General features: G+C 67.8%; 19 protein-coding genes. 9 read left to right on the forward strand and 10 right to left on the reverse strand.

Annotated features, from left to right (window positions below):
- Positions 1-29: 29 nt before the first annotated feature.
- Positions 30-785 (reverse strand): SapC family protein, encoded by a 756-nt coding sequence (locus ACW6W5_RS15935; protein ID WP_152151424.1) that lies wholly within the window; start codon positions 783-785, stop codon positions 30-32.
- Positions 786-1,069: 284 nt separating this feature from the next.
- Positions 1,070-1,831, reverse strand: a complete 762-nt coding sequence (locus tag ACW6W5_RS15940) for an SDR family NAD(P)-dependent oxidoreductase (RefSeq protein ID WP_152151422.1) — start codon at positions 1,829-1,831, stop codon at positions 1,070-1,072.
- Positions 1,832-1,934: 103 nt separating this feature from the next.
- On the opposite strand from ACW6W5_RS15940, the gene ACW6W5_RS15945 reads away from it, so the two are divergent.
- The 3 genes from ACW6W5_RS15945 to ACW6W5_RS15955 all read left to right on the forward strand — a co-directional run bounded on the left by ACW6W5_RS15945 (position 1,935) and on the right by ACW6W5_RS15955 (position 4,960).
- Complete coding sequence (locus tag ACW6W5_RS15945; RefSeq protein WP_152151421.1) at positions 1,935-2,843, forward strand: LysR family transcriptional regulator; 909 nt, start codon at positions 1,935-1,937, stop codon at positions 2,841-2,843.
- Between the two features lie 177 nt (positions 2,844-3,020).
- Positions 3,021-3,800 carry a DeoR/GlpR family DNA-binding transcription regulator gene (locus ACW6W5_RS15950; RefSeq protein WP_121036945.1) on the forward strand — a complete coding sequence of 260 codons (780 nt, stop codon included), beginning with the start codon at positions 3,021-3,023 and terminating at the stop codon, positions 3,798-3,800.
- An 11-nt stretch (positions 3,801-3,811) separates the two neighbouring features.
- Positions 3,812-4,960 (forward strand): MFS transporter, encoded by a 1,149-nt coding sequence (locus tag ACW6W5_RS15955; protein ID WP_152151419.1) that lies wholly within the window; start codon positions 3,812-3,814, stop codon positions 4,958-4,960.
- A gap of 22 nt (positions 4,961-4,982) precedes the next feature.
- On the opposite strand, the gene ACW6W5_RS15960 is transcribed toward ACW6W5_RS15955, so the two are convergent.
- A complete protein-coding gene (locus ACW6W5_RS15960) occupies positions 4,983-5,183 on the reverse strand; it encodes a hypothetical protein (RefSeq protein WP_152151417.1) in 201 nt (66 codons plus the stop codon).
- Positions 5,184-5,357: 174 nt separating this feature from the next.
- Here ACW6W5_RS15960 and ACW6W5_RS15965 point away from each other — a divergent pair, with 174 nt between their 5' ends.
- Complete coding sequence (locus ACW6W5_RS15965) at positions 5,358-7,535, forward strand: TonB-dependent receptor family protein (protein ID WP_152151415.1); 2,178 nt, start codon at positions 5,358-5,360, stop codon at positions 7,533-7,535.
- Between the two features lie 99 nt (positions 7,536-7,634).
- Positions 7,635-8,459 (forward strand): isocitrate lyase/PEP mutase family protein, encoded by an 825-nt coding sequence (locus ACW6W5_RS15970; RefSeq protein WP_428999813.1) that lies wholly within the window; start codon positions 7,635-7,637, stop codon positions 8,457-8,459.
- Between the two features lie 6 nt (positions 8,460-8,465).
- On the opposite strand, the gene ACW6W5_RS15975 is transcribed toward ACW6W5_RS15970, so the two are convergent.
- Both ACW6W5_RS15975 and ACW6W5_RS15980 read right to left on the reverse strand, forming a co-directional pair.
- Positions 8,466-8,786 carry a DMT family transporter gene (locus ACW6W5_RS15975; protein ID WP_152151411.1) on the reverse strand — a complete coding sequence of 107 codons (321 nt, stop codon included), beginning with the start codon at positions 8,784-8,786 and terminating at the stop codon, positions 8,466-8,468.
- The gene (locus tag ACW6W5_RS15980) at positions 8,783-9,154 is read right to left on the reverse strand and encodes a DMT family transporter (protein ID WP_121041074.1); all 372 of its coding nucleotides are present in this window, start codon (positions 9,152-9,154) and stop codon (positions 8,783-8,785) included. Before ACW6W5_RS15980 ends, ACW6W5_RS15975 begins: the two co-directional genes overlap by 4 nt.
- A gap of 109 nt (positions 9,155-9,263) precedes the next feature.
- Here ACW6W5_RS15980 and ACW6W5_RS15985 point away from each other — a divergent pair, with 109 nt between their 5' ends.
- Positions 9,264-10,130, forward strand: a complete 867-nt coding sequence (locus ACW6W5_RS15985; RefSeq protein ID WP_121036951.1) for a LysR family transcriptional regulator — start codon at positions 9,264-9,266, stop codon at positions 10,128-10,130.
- Here the strand turns inward: ACW6W5_RS15985 and ACW6W5_RS15990 are convergent.
- The 3 genes from ACW6W5_RS15990 to ACW6W5_RS16000 all read right to left on the reverse strand — a co-directional run bounded on the left by ACW6W5_RS15990 (position 10,103) and on the right by ACW6W5_RS16000 (position 12,315).
- On the reverse strand, positions 10,103-11,029 hold the full coding sequence (locus ACW6W5_RS15990; protein WP_152151408.1) for a M14 family metallopeptidase: 927 nt from the start codon (positions 11,027-11,029) through the stop codon (positions 10,103-10,105). The two genes, ACW6W5_RS15985 and ACW6W5_RS15990, sit on opposite strands and share 28 nt — an antisense overlap.
- Before the next feature lie 86 nt (positions 11,030-11,115).
- Complete coding sequence (locus ACW6W5_RS15995; RefSeq protein ID WP_152151406.1) at positions 11,116-11,772, reverse strand: SDR family oxidoreductase; 657 nt, start codon at positions 11,770-11,772, stop codon at positions 11,116-11,118.
- Positions 11,773-11,850: 78 nt separating this feature from the next.
- Entirely contained in the window at positions 11,851-12,315 is a 465-nt protein-coding gene (locus tag ACW6W5_RS16000; protein WP_121036954.1) for a (R)-mandelonitrile lyase, read from the reverse strand.
- Between the two features lie 202 nt (positions 12,316-12,517).
- Between ACW6W5_RS16000 and ACW6W5_RS16005 the strand changes: the two genes are divergently transcribed.
- Complete coding sequence (locus tag ACW6W5_RS16005; protein ID WP_152151451.1) at positions 12,518-13,411, forward strand: LysR family transcriptional regulator; 894 nt, start codon at positions 12,518-12,520, stop codon at positions 13,409-13,411.
- A gap of 15 nt (positions 13,412-13,426) precedes the next feature.
- Here the strand turns inward: ACW6W5_RS16005 and ACW6W5_RS16010 are convergent, their stop codons facing one another.
- Together ACW6W5_RS16010 and ACW6W5_RS16015 are read right to left on the reverse strand one after the other, a co-directional pair.
- Complete coding sequence (locus ACW6W5_RS16010) at positions 13,427-14,404, reverse strand: zinc-binding dehydrogenase (protein ID WP_152151404.1); 978 nt, start codon at positions 14,402-14,404, stop codon at positions 13,427-13,429.
- Between the two features lie 52 nt (positions 14,405-14,456).
- The gene (locus tag ACW6W5_RS16015; RefSeq protein WP_152151402.1) at positions 14,457-15,227 is read right to left on the reverse strand and encodes a hypothetical protein; all 771 of its coding nucleotides are present in this window, start codon (positions 15,225-15,227) and stop codon (positions 14,457-14,459) included.
- 110 nt (positions 15,228-15,337) lie between these two features.
- On the opposite strand from ACW6W5_RS16015, the gene ACW6W5_RS16020 reads away from it, so the two are divergent.
- Positions 15,338-16,684, forward strand: a complete 1,347-nt coding sequence (locus tag ACW6W5_RS16020; protein ID WP_152151400.1) for an Nramp family divalent metal transporter — start codon at positions 15,338-15,340, stop codon at positions 16,682-16,684.
- 85 nt (positions 16,685-16,769) lie between these two features.
- Positions 16,770-17,603, forward strand: a complete 834-nt coding sequence (locus ACW6W5_RS16025) for a class I SAM-dependent methyltransferase (protein WP_152151398.1) — start codon at positions 16,770-16,772, stop codon at positions 17,601-17,603.
- Positions 17,604-17,620 lie beyond the last annotated feature (17 nt).

Consider the following 17,620-nt stretch of genomic DNA (forward strand, 5'->3'; position numbering starts at 1 on the left):
TGCCGCTCGGTGGCGTTACTGGGAAGGGATCAGTGCGTTGCGGCAGCGGCTGGACGGCTGTCCAGCGCGCGGCTGAGCAGCTCGACATTGCCCAGCGAAAGCAGATGGGCGTAGATCAGCCCAAGATCGCCCGAACGCGCCAGATCCTGGAGCGCCTTGCCCTTCAATTCGCGCAGCTTCTGCTCATCGACCACAAAGAAGCCATCCAGCGAGAAGCCCTCGCCCAGCGCGGTCTGCACGTTCACCTGCCGCGGCACCAGCAGCCCATGGCTGGCCAGCGCCGCACTGAAGGCACGCGTACGCGCCAGGTGTACCTGGTATTCCTGCAGGAACTGCAGTGCGTTGCTCAGCAGCGGGCTGTCCTTGCCCTCGTCATCGAACAGCGGCGCACCTTCCTCACCACCTTCGCGGATACCCGCATAGGCCTCATCCAGGCACACGGTGAAGTCGCTGCCCTTCTCATCGCGTTCGGCAAGCACGAAGGGATAGCGGCGCAGGAACGCCGGGACATAGGCCCCTTCGGCCCAGCTGCCCTGCGCATCGACCATCAGGTTCTGGCCGGCGCGCAGGCCCAGCAGTGCGGCAGGTACCACCGCGTCGGCGCTGTTGCCGGCGAACAGGATCGGGTATTCGCGGGCGACCGGCGCGAATTCCACGCAGGCCAGCGGCACGGAATTGAGCGCGGTGGCGAAGGCGAAATCGCCTGGGGTGGCCACCACGCGGTGGTTGCGATGGGCAACGCGGTTGAGCTGGATCGGACGTTCGTAGATGAGCAGCTGCTTCATGGTGGTTCCCCCTGGAGTGCAAAAAGTGCCCCTTTGCCTAACAACCGTGGAAAGCAGCCCAGCCCCATCAGTCAATAGGCAACTCATCACACTTTTTTAATGAACGCGTTCACAAACCCCCGGCGCCACGCGCCATCGGACCTGTACGCCTTCCCGCTCCATGAAACCCATCCCCATCCCCATCCCCATCCCCATCCATCGCAGCGCGCGCCGTCGTGGCGCGCGCCTTCTTCCGGCCCACCGCTGCCGGCACGGCCATTGCGCGTCATCCTGGTGATGCGCCCTCAGACGAACATGCCGCCCGACGCCTCCACCCGCTGCGCATTGATCCATGCCGTCTGCGGCGACAGCAGCGCCACCGCCACCGGGCCGATGTCATCGGGCTTGCCAGGACGGCCCATTGCGGTCACCGAGGACACCATCGCGTTGACCTGCGCATCGTCGCGCACGCGGCCGCCGCCGAAGTCGGTCTCGATCGCGCCCGGGGCCAGCGTGTTGGCACTGATGCCACGTGCGCCCAGCTCCTTGGCCAGGTAACGGGTAAACACTTCGATGCCGCCTTTCATCATCGCGTAGGCCGAACTGCCCGGCAGCGAGAACCGCGCCAGCCCGCTGGACACGTTGAGGATGCGACCGCCGTCGGCGATCAGCGGCAGCACCGCCTGGGTCAGGAAGTAGGGCCCCTTCAGATGCACGGCGACCAGTGCATCGAACTGGTCGACCGTGGTGTCGGCGATCATCGCGTGCAGGCCTTCGCCGGCGTTGTTGAGCAGCCCCTGCAGATGGGACTCGCCCCAGCCCTCCAGCACGCTGCGAACCTGGCCGGCGAAGGCACCGAAGCCGGCGCTGTCGGCCATGTCCAACGGAATCGCGGCGGCACGGCGCCCCAACGCGTTGATGCGGGCGACCGCCTCCTGAGCGGCCTCGGCCTGGCTGCGGTAGGTGAGGATGATGTCGGCGCCATCGGCCGCCAGTGCGAGGGCGGCGTTGCGGCCGAGGCCACGGCTGCCGCCGGTGATCAGAACGACTCGGGTTGTCTTGCTCATGTCAGTGCACCTGCCTGGGGAATGGGAGACCAGCGTATTGGTGTTGCAGGGCTGCATAAATCGGCAGATGCTGATTTGACTGTCCATACATCACGAACAATCAATGGATCGCCTCGATCAACTGCGCTGCTTCCTGCGGGTCGCCGAACTGGGCTCGTTCACCGGCGCGGCCGACAGCCTCGGCCTGCCCAAGGCCAGCGTATCGCTGGCGGTGCAACGTCTGGAGGCGGAGGTCGGCGTACAGCTGCTGCACCGGACCACGCGCCGGGTGCAGCTCACCGCCGATGGTGCCCAGTTCCAGACCCGCGCCCACGATCTGCTGCATGACATGGACGACCTGCAGGGCATGTTCCGGGTCGATACCAGCCAGTTGAAGGGCCGCCTGCGGGTGGACATGTCCAGTGGGCTGGCCCGGCAGCTGGTGATCCCACAGCTGCCGGGCTTCCTCGCGCAGCATCCGGGGGTGGAGATCGAGCTGAGCGGTACCGACCGCCGGGTCGATCTGATCCGCGAGGGGTTCGACTGTGTGCTGCGGGTCGGGCCGCTGGATGACAACACGCTGGTGGCCCGCCCGCTGGGACGGCTGCTGATCGTCAACTGCGCCAGTCCCGCGTACCTGGCCGCGCGCGGTATACCGGTCACGCTGGATGATCTGGCCGGCCATGCCCTGGTGCACTACGTGGGCACACTAGGCCAGCGCTCGCCCGGCTTCGAGTACCACGATGGCGAGGGCTATCGCAGCCTGCCGATGCGCGGCGCGGTAACGGTCAACAGTGGCGACGGATATACCGCTGCGGCGCTGGCCGGGCTGGGGATCATCCAGGTCCCCCGGCTGGGCGTCCGACGCGCGCTGGCGGACGGCACGCTGGTGGAGATCCTGCCGGACTGTCTGGCCGAGCCGATGCCGGTCTCCCTTCTGTACGCCCAGCGCCGCCATCTGCCGCGCCGGGTCGCGGCGTTCATGGAATGGGCGGCCACAGTGATCCGGCCGGAGCTGCTGCCGCAGGCGTGAGAGCGTGGTGCGCGCCCGATCTGAATGAAACCGCACCTTCTCGCAAATTTCCGCACACATGCGCACGCGAATCGTCGTTTCGTGCTAAGGTTCGCTCCAGATACAGGCGCATACGTGCACGTTCGTGCATGTTCAGGCAAGCCGCCGCCGCGCCTCCGCCCTGAACCGAGGTTACCCATGACTACCCAGGACGCCCTGCCGGGCGAGCGCCAACAGACCATCCTGCGCCTGCTGCGCGAACACGGCCGCGTGATGTCGGCCCAGCTGGCCGTCGAACTGCAGGTCTCGGAGGATTCGATCCGCCGTGACCTGCGTGAGCTGGCCGCGCAGGGTCTGTGCCGCAAGGTGCATGGCGGCGCACTGCCTGCGGCCCCGGCGTTTCCGGCGCTGGCCGAGCGCCACGAAAAGAACCATGACCGCAAGCTCGCGTTGGCCCGGATCGCCGCCGCGCAGGTGCTGCCCGGTGAGCTGGTGTTTCTCGACGCCGGTTCGACCAACAGCGTGATTGCCAGTTGCCTGCCCGCGGATCAGGGCGTGCGCGTGGTGACCAACGCCCCGGATATCGCGCTGGCCTTGATGGCGCGTCCGGGCATCGAGGTCAGCCTGGTCGGCGGCCGCATGGACCCGCGCATCGGCGCGACGGTGGGCGCGCAGGCGCTGGAAGCGGTCGCCGCGCTGCGCGTGGACGTGTGCTTTGTCGGCACCTGCGCGGTGGATGCCGACGCTGGCATCTGGGCGGTGGATGGCGAGGAAGCAACGCTCAAGCGCGCCCTGCTCGCCGCGAGCAGCCGCTGCGTGGTGGTGGCCACGAACGACAAGCTGGGTGCGCAGGCCTCGCACCGGATCGGTGATGTGGACCAGATCGATCTGCTGGTCGTCGAGGCCGACGCGCCGCCTGCACAGGTCGCCGCGTTCGAGCGTCGTGGCGTTGCTCTCCAGCGCGCCGCGCAGCACTGAGGTCCGGACCCATGTCGACACTTTCCGCGCCCTCGTCCCTCCTCGCCCGCGGCCAGCAGCACGCCACCCGCGCCGCCTTCTTCCTGCCCGGCTTCGCCACCGCCGCCTGGGCGCCGCTGGTCCCGTTCGCCAAGAACCGCACCGGTCTGGATGAAGGCTCACTCGGCCTGGTGCTGCTGTGCCTGGGCGCCGGTTCGCTGCTGGCGATGCCGATCGCGGGCATGCTCGCCGCACGCCACGGCTGCCGCGCCGTCATGATCGCCACGCTGGTGATGGTGATCGCCACCCTGCCCCTGCTGGCCATCGCGCCCTCGGCAGTGACCCTGGGCCTGGTGCTGTTCGTGTTCGGTGCCGGCGTGGGCGCCTGCGACTGCGTGATGAACATGCAGGCGATCATGGTGGAGCGCGACAGCGGCCGGCCGATGATGTCCGGCTTCCATGCCTTCTACAGCATCGGCGGTGCGGTCGGCGCCGGTGCGATGACCGCCCTGCTGGCGCTTCACCTGCCGCCGTGGCTGGTGTGCCTGCTGGCCTCGGCGGTGATGGCCGGGCTGCTGGCCATCTCGCTGCCGTACTGGCGGACCGACAAGGCACCCAGCGATGCGCCGATGTTCGCGGTGCCGCACGGCGTGGTGCTGGCGATCGGCGTGCTGTGTTTCGTGGCGTTCCTGGCCGAAGGCTCGGTGCTGGACTGGAGCGCGGTGTTCCTGCATGAAGTGCAGCACGTAGATCCCTCCCGCGCCGGCCTCGGTTATCTGGCCTTTGCCATCGCGATGACGATCACCCGGCTGGTCGGCGATGGCGTGGTGGCCAAGCTCGGCCGCCATCGTTCGATCCTGATCGGCAGCCTGGTGGCGGCATCCGGCTTCGCCCTGGCAACGTTCGCCACCTGGATGCCACTGGCACTGTGCGGCTATGCGCTGGTCGGCCTGGGCTGCGCCAACATCGTTCCGGCGCTGTTCTCGATGGCCGGCAACCAGAAGGTCATGCCAGAGAGCCTGGCCATCCCGGCGATCACCACGCTCGGCTATGCCGGTGTGTTGGCCGGCCCGGCACTGATCGGCTTCGTCGCGCAGGCCAGCAGCCTGGTGTTCGCGTTCAGCGCGGTGGCGGTGACCCTGGTGCTGGTGGGGCTGTGCGCGCGGTGGGTGCGCGCCTGAGGCTGCCCACGCCGCTCAGACGCTAGCGCCCGTAACGCGCGAGGATCACCAGCGCCAGCAGCATGATCGCGCTCAGTACCAGCACCATCAGGAAGATCATGCGCCAGCGCGCGGCCTTGCCCTGTTCGCGGCGCAGGCGCTGGCGGTAGGCCGGGTCACGCAGATAACGGATGGGGCTGACCCTGAACAGCGGCGCCAACAGCAGATCGATCACCTCGAGCATGCCTGCCTCCTTGGCCCGGGCTGCGGGCGCTGCGCCAGCGTTGCATGTGGCGCGGGCCCGGGCAATGCCCCGGCCGCGATAACGCACATGATTCCCATTTGCTGTACGATCCGCCGGCTTTTTCCCAGGCGCGCACGCGCGACCTGCCCCTGCCCGCTCCGGACCGCCGTACGCATGCACACCCTTCCCGCACGCCCCTCTCTCGCCGCGATCGCGGCCGCCGTCGGTTTGGCGCTGGCCAGCGCGCCGCACTTGGCAGCAGCCCAGGTCACCCCGCCCACCGCCACGGACCTGGACACGGTCAAGGTCACCGGCAACTGGCTGGACAACCCCACCGAAGCCAAGCTGCTCGACCACCCGGGTGCGCGCAGCATCGTCGAAGCGCAGCGCATCGCCGAGAGTGGCTCGACCAGCGTGCGTGACGTGCTGCGCCAGATCCCGGGCGTGCAGGTGCAGGAAAGCAACGGCACCGGCGGCAGCGATGTGTCGCTCAATGTGGGCGTGCGCGGCCTGACCTCGCGCCTGTCGCCGCGCTCCTACGTGCTGATGGACGGCGTGCCGATGTCCTACGCGCCCTATGGCCAGCCGCAGCTGTCGCTGGCCCCGGTCGCGCTGGGCAATCTGGAATCGGTGGACGTGGTGCGCGGCGCCGGCTCGGTCCGCTACGGGCCACAGAACGTGGGCGGCATCATCAACTTCGTGACGCGCGCGATTCCGAAGGACTTCGCCGGCTCGCTGGGCTTCGCGTCGGAGATGTACGGCCAGGGTGGCAACCTGAAGACCGTCCCCAGCGTGTTTCTGGGCGGCACCACCGACGGTGGCCTCGGCGCGGCGCTGCTGTACTCCGGCACCCATGGCGACGGCTGGCGCAGCAGCAACGACAAGACCGACATCGACGATGTCCTGCTCAAGGCGTCCTATGCGCTGGGCAACGCGGGCGACCTGGCGATGTCGTTGCATCACTTCGAAGGCAGCGGGCGCATGCCCGGAGGCCTGACCACCGCCGAGTACGCGGCCGATCCGTTCCAGTCCACCCGCCCGTATGACGTGTTCAACGGGCGCCGCAGCGATGGCTCGCTGAAATACAGCTACAGCGACGGCAGCAACAACGTCGAGGTGCTGGGTTACTACGTGGATTCCTTCCGCGGCAGCTACATCGAGCAGGACGGTAGCGGTGCCAGCAACGGCCAGCGCCGGCTCACCGCTGCCCCGCGCAGCTACCACTATCTGGGCGTGGAGCCGCGCTATTCGCGCCTGTTCACTACCGGCACCGTGGTGCAGGAAGTGAGCGTGGGCTACCGCTACCTGAAGGAAGCCAGCAGCGAGGTGGCCTCGCGCACCAGCTACTACCGCCCGAACGCTGCGGTGGCCGGCGTCGATCTGCCGCTGCTGCCCTACCAGACCAGCCGCGGCGGCACGACCGCCAACGCGTTCTACATCGATGACCGCATCGACATCGGCAACTGGACCATCACCCCGGGCGTGCGCGTGGAAGACATCCGCACCTTCAACACCGTCACCAACCTGGCCACCAGTGGCGCGGTCACCAGCGTGCTGACCCCAAGCATCGACTCGCGCGAGACCCTGCCGACGCTGTCGGTGCTGTACCGCCTGACCGATCACTGGTCGCTGTTCGCCAATGGCGGCAAGTCGTTCGGCCCGCAGCAGTACAGCCAGCTGGCCTCGACCACCGAAGGCCTGCACCCGGAATCGGCGACCACCTATGAGCTGGGCACGCACTACACCGGCAACGGCCTGAGCGGTGAGTTCACCCTGTTCAACGTCGACTTCGACAAGGAACTGCAGCTGGCCCGCTCGATCGTCGGCGAAGGCATGTGGACCGACCTGGGCGCGACCCGTCACCGCGGCGCGGAATCGGCGCTGCGCTACGAGATGGGCCAGTTCAACGACGCACTGGCCGGCCTGCAGCTCTCGATGACCTACACCTGGACCGAGGCCACCGCCCGCGCCGGTGCGTTCGCCGGCAAGGACCTGCCGTTGTACTCACGGAATGTGGGCTCGTTCGGCGCGCGGTATGCGATCGACCGCTGGACCTTCAACGCCGATGTGTTCGCCCAGTCCGGCCAGCGCTCGCCGGGCACCCCGAACCCGGGCGCCACCTATGTGACCGAGGAAGACCCGACCGGCCGCATCGGCAACATTCCCGGCTACGCTACCGTGGCCGTGCGCGCCGGCTACGACTTCGGGCCGGAGCTGCACGATCTGAAGCTGGCGATCGGGGTCAAGAACCTGTCCGACCGCCGCTACTACACGCGCTCCACCGACAACAACGGTGGCAAGTTCGTCGGCCAGCCGCGCACGCTGTACCTGCAGGGCACGATCGCGTTCTGAGGTGCCTGCACACTGCGCGGCCCACGTGGTCGCGCAGCGCAACAAGGGCGCGGCGGCCGCTGGCGTTACCATCGGGTGACTGCTTACCGGATGCGCACCATGACGGACCTGTCCTTCGATCCCCGCCCGCGCCGCGCGGCCTTCCGTGCACTGCATGACACGGGCTGCTTCGTGCTGCCCAATCCGTGGGATGCGGGCAGCGCACGTTACCTGCACAGTCTCGGCTTCCAGGCGCTGGCGTCGACCAGTTCCGGCTATGCGTGGACCCAGGCCCAGGCCGATGGCTCGCTGACGCTGGATGAAACACTCGCCCATCTCCATTCCCTCGCCGCTGCGACCCCGCTGCCGTTGAACGCCGATTTCGGCGATGGCTTCGGCACGCTGGACGCGGTGGGCGGCAATGTCATCCGCGCCATCGCCACCGGCGTGGCCGGCATCTCCATTGAAGACGCCAGCCTGGATCCTGCGCATCCGCTGCGCCCGCTGGACGATGCGGTAGCACGGGTCCGTGCCGCGCGCCGTGCGATCGACGCGTCTGGCCAGGACGTGCTGCTGATCGGCCGCGCCGAGAACTTCTTCGTCGGCCGCCCCGACCTGGACGATGCGATCACCCGTCTGCGTGCCTATGCAGAAGCCGGTGCGGATTGCCTGTATGCGCCGGGCATCACCACCCGCGAGCAGATCGAAGCGGTGGTGGCCGCGGTGGCGCCGCGACCGGTCAACCTGCTGGTTGGCAGCGCGCTGCCGTTCACCCTGCAGGACATCGCCGGTATGGGCGTGCGCCGGGTCAGTGTCGGAGGTGCGATGGCGCGCACCGCCTGGGGCGGGATGATGCGGGCCTCGCAGCTGCTGATGGACGAGGGCCGCTTCGACGGGTTCGCCGATGCGGCCTCCGGGGCAGTGCTGAACCAGTTGTTCCGTTGATCGGGCTCAGTGACTGGACAGCACCACCACCGCACCGGTGACCAGCGCGATCCCCACCCAGCCGATCGGGCGCAGGCGGTTGCCGAACAGCGCGCGCCCGCAGAGGGCCGTGCCGATCACGCCGATGGCACCCCACATCGCATAGGCCGTGGCCAGATCCATGGTTTTGACCGCCTGGCCGAGCAGCGCGAAGGCGATCCAGACCAGCACGATCGCGGCCAAACCCCAGGCGGGCTTACGGAAGCCATCGGACTTGGCCACCATCATGTTGGCCGCGATATCGATCAGTGCCGAGCACAGCACGAAAAGGAAGGCAGTGAGGTTCATGGCGTGTGCGCCTCGCCGAGGGTGACGCAGACGATGCCGACCGCCGCCATCACCAGTCCGATCATCTGCTGCACGGACAGACTGTCCTTGAACACGACAATGCCGACCACTGTCAGCAGCGTCAGGCCCAGGCCTTCCCACACGGCGTAGGCCACGCCGACCGCAATGCCACGCACGGACAGCGCCAGGAAGTAATACGAAATGGCCAGGGCGACGGCCATCACGACATAGCCCAGATAGCCGCCATGACGGGCGGCATCGGCCATGAATGAGGTGCCGACCACTTCAGCGACGATCGCCACGGTCAGGCAGGCCCAGGCGATCAGACCGCCACGGGCACGCGGTTGTGGATGCACCTGTGTGTGCATGGAAAACTCCTTGATTGCGGCCGGGGCATGACACCCAAGCGACGCGGCCAGTATCATCGGCATTTCCATCAGGCCAAAGATGGAATCCATCGATAAAGGCGATACATCCATGCGCTACGGCCCCGAATCCCTACACGCCTTCGTGGAAGCGGCCGCCCTTGGCTCGTTCTCCGCCGCCGCGCGGCGCCTGAAAAAGACCCAGTCGACCATCAGCACCGCGATCGCCACCCTCGAGGCCGACCTGGGCCTGACCCTCTTCGACCGCAGCGGCCGCTACCCCGTCCTGACCGAAGACGGCCGCAAGGTGCTCGGCCATGCGCAGGAAATCCTCGCTGCCGCCGACCGCCTCGAACAGCTGAGCATCCGCCTTGCCGACGAGGTCGAGCCGCGCCTGAGCCTGGTGTTTTCGGACATCTATCAACTCAACCCGGACCAGCATCTGCTGCGTCGGTTCGAGCAGCGTTTTCCGGATATCGAATTGGAATGGCTGGATGCCGAAGGCAGTGACGTGCTCGATGTCGTGCAGCGCGGGCGTGCCCATCTCGGGCTGATGCCGCATCAGCCGGCCTACCCGTCCGAACTGGCGGTGCGCGCCCTGCCCCTGCGCGCGGAGATGGCGGTGTTCGTTGCGACCGGTCACCCGCTTGCCACGCTGCACGCGCCGGACGAATCCCACCTGGCCAGCCACCGTCAGATCTGCCTGAGCGGCGACGCGGCGCGCGAGGGCCATGCACGCGGGCGCACGTGGTCGGCCTCGGACTATCTGATGGTGCTGGAGATGGCCGAAGACGGCTTCGGCTGGGCCGAACTGCCGCGCGCCCTGGTGGCGCGGTACGGCAGGGGCCTGCTGGTGGAGCTGCCCCTGCCCGGCTGGCCGCGGCTGGTCTCCACCGATGCGGTATGGCGCAAAGGCGCGCCGCTGGGGCCAGCGGCGCTGTGGTTGCTGGATCAGTTTCTGGGGGCAGCCAACGCGTAATCGATCGCCGCGCAGATCGCCGCCACCTGGGCGTCATTGCACTGCTGCGGGGTGGCGCGCGGGCTGTCCGGATACACCTCGGTGGTGGTCGTGTATCTGGCGCCGCTGACGCTGGCGCACAGGCCCAGCTTTTCCAGCGGGTACTCGATCACACCGGGGGCGACCACCGGGGAACCGATGATCTCGCCCTTCTCATCCGCCGGGGCGATGTGGGTGACCTGCTCGACCGCTGCGTTCACTGCGGTCTGGAACGCAGGCTGCGGGTTCTCGCTGTCATCGACAAGATAGAAACCATCGGGAATCAGCCCCGGTTCGAACGGCTTGCCGTCGCGTGCGGCCAGGGCCGGGCGGAACTCGGTTTCATCCGTGTCGGTCGTTTCGTGCAGGTCGATATGCATCGCGATGCTGCCGCGCAGCGGCGCGACGAGGGCCATCAGCGCCGCGGACTCGGCCGCCGGGCTGTTGGCCATGAACGAGCGGTTCGGATCGATCGCATCGGCGTTCCAGCGCTGGATGCGCTCGTAACTCCACGGGCTGACGCAGGGCACCACCAGCAGATTGGCGCGCCCGGCATACTCCGCTGCGCGGGTCTGCAGGAACTGCAGTGCGCCCTGCACGCCGCTGGTTTCGTAACCGTGGATGCCACCGGTGACCAGCATCGTCGGCAACGCCGGATTCCAGTCGCGGCTGCGCACCGCGAACAGCGGGTACTGGTCCGGCGCGTAATCCAGCGTGCCGTACTGGCTCACATCGAACGCATCGCGCAGCGCGTCCACCGTTGGCAGGACATCATCGGCATAACGCCGTTGCGGCAGCTGGCGGGCACGCCACTGCGCCTTCTCCGCTGCGCCCCAGGGCTGGCCGGGGGTGCCGATGGGATAGAAGGGGGCATTGGTCATGGCGTGCTCGTCTGTGTTGCGGGTGGAAAGGTGATTTTACCATTGCCGCCCACACGGACTCCCACCTCCCACCTCCCGCTTACCGCTTACCCTCGGCCAAGCTGCGCGATCGCCTCATCGACCGGCTGATCGCCGTCGGTCAACTCGATGATCGTGTGCCGCAGCTTCGGATGTTCCACCAGCGCCACCAACGCGGCAGCCACATCCGCGCGCGGGATATCGCCATAGACGATCGCCGGGCCGGCCGTGACGCGGCCCGTGCCTGCTGCATCTTTCAAGGTGCCCGGGCGCAGGATCACCCAGTCCAGATCGGTCGCGGCCAGATACACATCGGCGCGCTTCTTGACCGTCATGTAATTCTCGAAGCCCTCGCCCATGCCCTTGTTGCGGCCCGCTTCCGGGAATGCCGAGACCAGCAGGAAGCGGCGCACGCCCGCCTGCCGGGCGGCATCGACGGCAAGTTCAAGGCCGCGGCCATCGATGGCGTTGGTCACTTCCACCCCTGCGCCACCGGCACCGGCCGTGAAAACAACCACGTCACTGCCGCGCATCTGGCCGGCCAGCGTGTCCACGTCGGTGGCGGTGAGATCACCGGTGACCGGCGTTGCGCCCAGGTCGCTCAGTTCAGCGGCCTGCTCGGCGCGGCGATGCAGCGCACGTACGTCATGCTGCTTGTCGGCCAACTGCTTGACCAGGTGACGGCCGACCTTGCCGGCCGCGCCAACGATGAAGACAGTGCTCAAGACGGTTCTCCTGTTTCAATCCGCCTGTCAGGGTACGCAGGTGGATGTGACACGGCCGTCCCCATCGCGGGGCGTGGTTCAGTTGCCGCTGTACTGCGCGTCGCTGACCTGCTCCATCCACGTCACCGGTGAGCCATCGACTGCTTCGGCGATCGCGATATGGGTCATTGCGGTGGCCGCTTTCGCGCCATGCCAATGCTTGACGCCCGGCGGGATCCAGACGATGTCGCCCGGGCGGATCTCCCGCACGGGTTTGCCCCATTCCTGCACGCTGCCCACCCCTGCGGTGACGATCAGGGTCTGACCCAGTGGATGGGTATGCCACGCGGTGCGTGCGCCGGGCTCGAAGGTGACCGTGGCCCCGCCGACGCGCGCAGGCGCATCGGTCTGGAACGGTGCATCGATGCGCACACGGCCGGTGAAGTAGTCCGCCGGGCCGGCCGCCGAAGGGGCGGTACCGGCACTGGTGATGCGGATGGGCGCGGTCTCGGCGGGTACGGTGGCCACCATGGAAAGCGACAGTGCTGCGGTGAACAGGTCCATGGAGCGATCTCCTGTGGGGAGCGGCGGTTCGCGCCGCCGGGAGGGTCACTGTAGGCCTGCCCCCGCGCGGGCACTAGCCGCCCCGATCGGCATGCAGCCATAACTACAGCTCATCAATCACGAAACAAAGCCGCTTGAGTTCATCAGTCCGCCGCCCTCATCATGGGCGCGCATGACTGCCATGCGCTCTTGGCCCCGCCTCATGGCCCGCGAGAACTTCAACGATCTGCAGGTGTTCGTCACCGTCGCGCGCGAGCGCAGCTTCACCCGTGCGGCCGCGCAGTTGGGTGTCTCGCAGTCCGCACTCAGCCACACGGTGCGCGGGCTGGAAGAGCGCCTCGGGGTGCGCCTGCTGACCCGCACCACCCGCAGCGTCTCCATGACCGAGGCCGGCGAGCGGCTGTACGAGACCGTCGCACCGCGCATGCAGGAGATCGAGGCCGAGGTCGCCGCGATCAGCGAGTACCGTGACCGGCCCGCTGGCACGATCCGCATCACCACGGCCGAGCATGCCGCCAACACGCTTGTGTGGCCCCGGCTGTCCGCCGTGCTGCCCGCCTACCCCGACCTGCATGTGGAACTGACCATCGACTATGGCCTGGCCGACATCGTCGCCCAGCGCTACGACATCGGCATCCGCCTGGGAGGCCGCGTGGCCAAGGACATGATTGCCGTGCCGATCAGCCCGCCGCTGCGCATGGCGATCGTGGCCAGCCCGGCCTACTTCGCCACGCATGCCGCGCCGCAGCTGCCGGCCGACCTGGCCGCGCACAACTGCATCGGGCTGCGCCTGCCCACCCACGGCGGGCTGATGGTGTGGGATCTGGAGAAGGACGGCGAGGAAGTGAACGTGCGCGTGGATGGTCAGTGGACCTTCAACGGCAGCAGCGCGATCCATCGTGCCGCACTCGTTGGTGCGGGCCTGGCCTATCTGCCCGAGGACATGGTGCGCGATGACATCGCCGCCGGCACCTTGCGGCGTGTCATGGAGGACTGGTGCGATCCCTTCGACGGGTACTACGCCTACTATCCCAGCCGCCGGCAATCCTCGAGCGCGATGAAGGTCGTGATCGAGGCGTTGCGCGCAGGCCGGTAGAACCGACCGTGTACATCAGGGACGCAGCAGCACCTTGCCGTTGCGGCCCGGCTCCAGGCTGGCCTTGGCGGCAGCGGCCACCTCGTCCAGCCCGAACACGCCGTCCACCGGCAGGCTCAATCCACCGCGCGCGGCCAGCTGCAGCAGTTCGCCAACGAGGCGACGCTTGTCCTCCGGCGCCATGGCCTGGCTGACCCTGCTGCCCCAGAAGCCCTTCACCGTGGCCTGCTTGAAGATCACATCGCCCGAACTGAGCTGCATCGGCTCGCCGGTCATCGAGCCGAACGAGACCAGCGTGCCGCCATCGCCCAGCAGCGTCATCAGCTCGCTGCTGGCGCGTCCGCCGACCGAATCCACGGCGGCGGCGATCGAGGCCTTGCCGACCTTGGCCTGCACCTGCGCCATCCAGTCCGACTGCGCGGTGGAGATGGTGTGGTCGATGCCGAGCTCAGCCATTTCTGCCACGCCGGCATCGCGCCGCACCAGGTTGATGCAGTGCACCCCACGCGCCTTGGCCAGCATCGCCAAGGCCTTGCCGACCGCGCCATTGGCGGCGTTCTGGAGGATCCACTGGCCCTCCTTCACCTGCAGGAATTCCAGCAGCATCAGGGCACTGAGCGGCATGGCGATCAGCTGCGCGGCGGTGTTGTCATCGATGCTGTCCGGCATGGGGATGACCATGCGCGCCGGCGCGATGAAGTACTCGGCCCAGGTGCCATGCACCGAGGCGGCGCTGACCCGCTGGCCGATCTTCAGGCCCTCGACGCCCTCGCCCAGCGCCTCGATCACGCCGGTGCCTTCGCTGCCGCCGACCGCAGGCAGCTCGGGCTTGTAGCCGTACTGGCCACGCACGGTCCACAGGTCGTGGTTGTGGATGGGCGCCAGCACGGTGCGGATCCGCACCTCACCGGCCGCGGGGGTCGGCTGCGGCACATCGCCGCCGTGCAGGATCTGGGTCGGATCGCCAAAGGCGGTATGGATGGCAGCGCGCATCAGCAGCGCTCCTTCATCACGATGTTCATGGGGGTGTCTCCTGCAGAAGGAATCAACGGCGATGACGGTGGGCGGCGGCGATCGCGCGCGGCTGGCGGTATGCGCGTACGCGCAGCCAGACCGTCTGGATCACCACGATGATGATCAGCACCAGCGCCAGGGTGGCGATGTTGGCCGCGCCCGGTAGGTCCCAGCCGGACTGTTTGACGTACATGCCGGCCAGCGCCCAGATGACGGCGGCTGGATAGGCGAAATGCCCGCGCAGCAGCTGGTTGACCACCAGCACCAGCAGCGTGGCCAGGACCAGCAGCACCAGGCTCCAGCCGAGCATGTTGTCGGTCGGCAGCCAGCCGTAGGCGACGATCACCTGGGCGGTATTGAGGTAGGCCGCCAACGACAGCCAGCCGGCGTGCAGCCCGAGCGGGTACGCCGCCCAGGCACGCTGACCGCCCGGGGCGGTGATCGGCGAGGCCCGGTAGGCGGCCACGATCAGGCAGAGCAAGGCAGCCCAGATGATGGCCAGCGCCGGCAGGAACCACTGGTTGGAGAACACCGGCATCCAGGCGGCGGTCAGCGCGAAGCCGGCCGCGGCCCAGGGGCGGACCCCGATGATGTCCGGCTTGCGCAGGCGCAACTGCCAGAACCCGAACAGCACATCCCACAGGAAGATCAGGCCCCAGATCGCGAAGGCGTACCCGGCAGCGACCAGCAACGTGGGGTACTGGTCGGAGACTGCACCGTTGGTCGGGCCGAACATGCCGGTCTGTGAGAACCACGCCACCACGGGCATGGCCAAGGCGGCCAACAACACGATCCAACGCATGCACCCACTCCAGCTGAAAAGAGCGGTGACGATACGCGGTTCAGGGTTAAGGCGTTGGGATGCCTCAGATTGCAAAGCCTTACTAACATAGCCTCTGCTATATTGCGGCCGTGGACAGTCAACGCCGCCCCGAGAGCTCCCCCGCCTGGCCGTCGTCGGCCGGGCATACGCCCAGCCTGGGCGAGATGAACGCAAGCGTCGCGGTGCCTACGGGCGGACATTGGTGGTTCCGCCTGCTGGCCTTCCTCGGCCCGGGCTACATGATTTCGGTCGGCTACATGGACCCCGGCAACTGGGCCACCGATATCGCGGGCGGTGCGCAGTTCGGCTATCTGCTGCTCTCGGTGATCCTGCTCTCCAACCTGATGGCGATCGTGCTGCAGGGGCTGTCGGCACGCCTGGGCATCGCAACCGGGCGTGATCTGGCGCAGGCCTGCCGCGACCACTACTCACGCCCGGTGAACCTCGGCCTGTGGCTGCTGTGCGAGATCGCGATCATCGCCTGCGACCTGGCCGAGGTGATCGGCACCGCGATCGCCTTGAAGCTGCTGTTCGGCATCCCGCTGCTGGCCGGCGCGATCATCACGGCGGTAGACGTGGTGCTGGTGCTGCTGCTGATGAACCGCGGCTTCCGCGCCCTGGAGGCGTTCGTGATCGCGCTGCTGCTGGTGATTTTCGGTTGCTTTGCGATCCAGATGGTCATCGCTGCGCCGCCGCTGCAGGCGGTGCTCGCCGGGTTCATTCCGCACGCGCAGGTGGTGACCGACCCCAAGGCGCTGTACCTGGCGATCGGCATCATCGGTGCCACCGTGATGCCGCACAATCTGTACCTGCACTCCTCCATCGTGCAGACCCGCGCTTATCCGCGCACCGATGCCGGACGCCGCAGTGCGCTGCGATGGGCGGTGGCGGACAGCACCATCGCGTTGATGCTCGCGCTGTTCATCAATGCCTCGATCCTGATCCTGGCCGCCGCCGTGTTCCATGCGCAGGGCCGTACCGACGTGCAGGAGATCGAGCAGGCGTATGAGCTGCTGGCGCCGATGCTCGGCGTCGGGCTGGCCTCGACCCTGTTCGCGGTCGCCCTGCTCGCCTCGGGCATCAACTCCACCGTGACGGCGACGCTGGCCGGCCAGATCGTGATGGAGGGTTTCCTGCGCCTGCGGATCGCCCCGTGGGCACGGCGCTTGATCACCCGCGGGATCGCGATCGTGCCGGTGGTGGTGGTCACCGCGATCTATGGGGAGCAAGGCACCGCGCGATTGCTGGTGCTGAGCCAGGTACTGCTCTCGATGCAGCTGCCGTTCGCGGTGGTGCCGCTGGTGCGGTTCGTCTCGGACAAGGCCAAGATGGGGGCGCTGGTGGCGCCACGCTGGCTGATCGTGCTGTCGTGGCTGATCGGCGGGTTGATCATCGTGTTGAACGTGAAACTTCTCGTGGATGTGTGGCGGGGTTGAGGCCTGGCCACTTGACCTCAACGTTGGTTGAGGTGGCACAGTGCAGCCTCCTTATTCCACTGGCAATGCCAGATCGAGCCCTGCAATGACCGACACCTCGCAGCACGCGTTATGGAATGGCCCGGCCGGTGAGGCCTGGGTGGAGGCGCAGCGCATCCTCGATCAGATGTTCGCACCGCTGGCCACTCACCTGCTCGATGCCATCGCGCCGGGTACCGATGCCCAGGTGCTGGATGTGGGCTGCGGGACCGGCGCGGTGGCGCTGGCCATTGCCGGGCGGCTGGGTCCGGAGGCACACGTCACCGGGGTCGACATCTCGGCCCCGATGCTCGCCTTGGCGCGTGAACGCGCGCAGCGCGCCGGGCTGGCAGTGGACTTCATCGTCGCCGATGCGCAGCAGCATGCGTTCGCACCCGGGAGTCTGGACCGGATCGTGTCGCGCTTTGGCGTGATGTTCTTCGATGACCCGGTGCAGGCCTTCGGTCAGTTGCAGCGCGCCGCCAAACGCGGCGGCGTGCTGCAGGCGCTGGCCTGGCGCGGTCCGGACGAGAACGCGTTCATGACCACCGCCGAGCGCGCCGCGGCACCCTGGCTGAGCTTGCCACCTCGCCAGCCCGGGGCACCGGGTCAGTTTGCGTTTGCCGACCAGGCCCGGGTCGAGCAGATCCTGAGGGACGGCGGCTGGGAGGATATCGAGCTGCTGCCGCTGGATGTGGTGTGCCGCATCGACCGTTCGGATCTGGCGACCTACGTCTCGCTGCTCGGACCGGTCGGGAGCGCGCTGCGCAATGACGACCTTGCTGCGGACGTCCGAACGCAGGTGATCGACGCGGTGCTGCGTGCGTTCGAGCCGTTCGTCGACGCCGATTCAGTGACGTTCACTGCTGCCTGCTGGGACGTGCGCGCCCGCGCGTGGTGACGGCCGGCCGGATCCAC

The sequence above is a fragment of the Stenotrophomonas sp. IS26 genome (assembly GCF_054188265.1).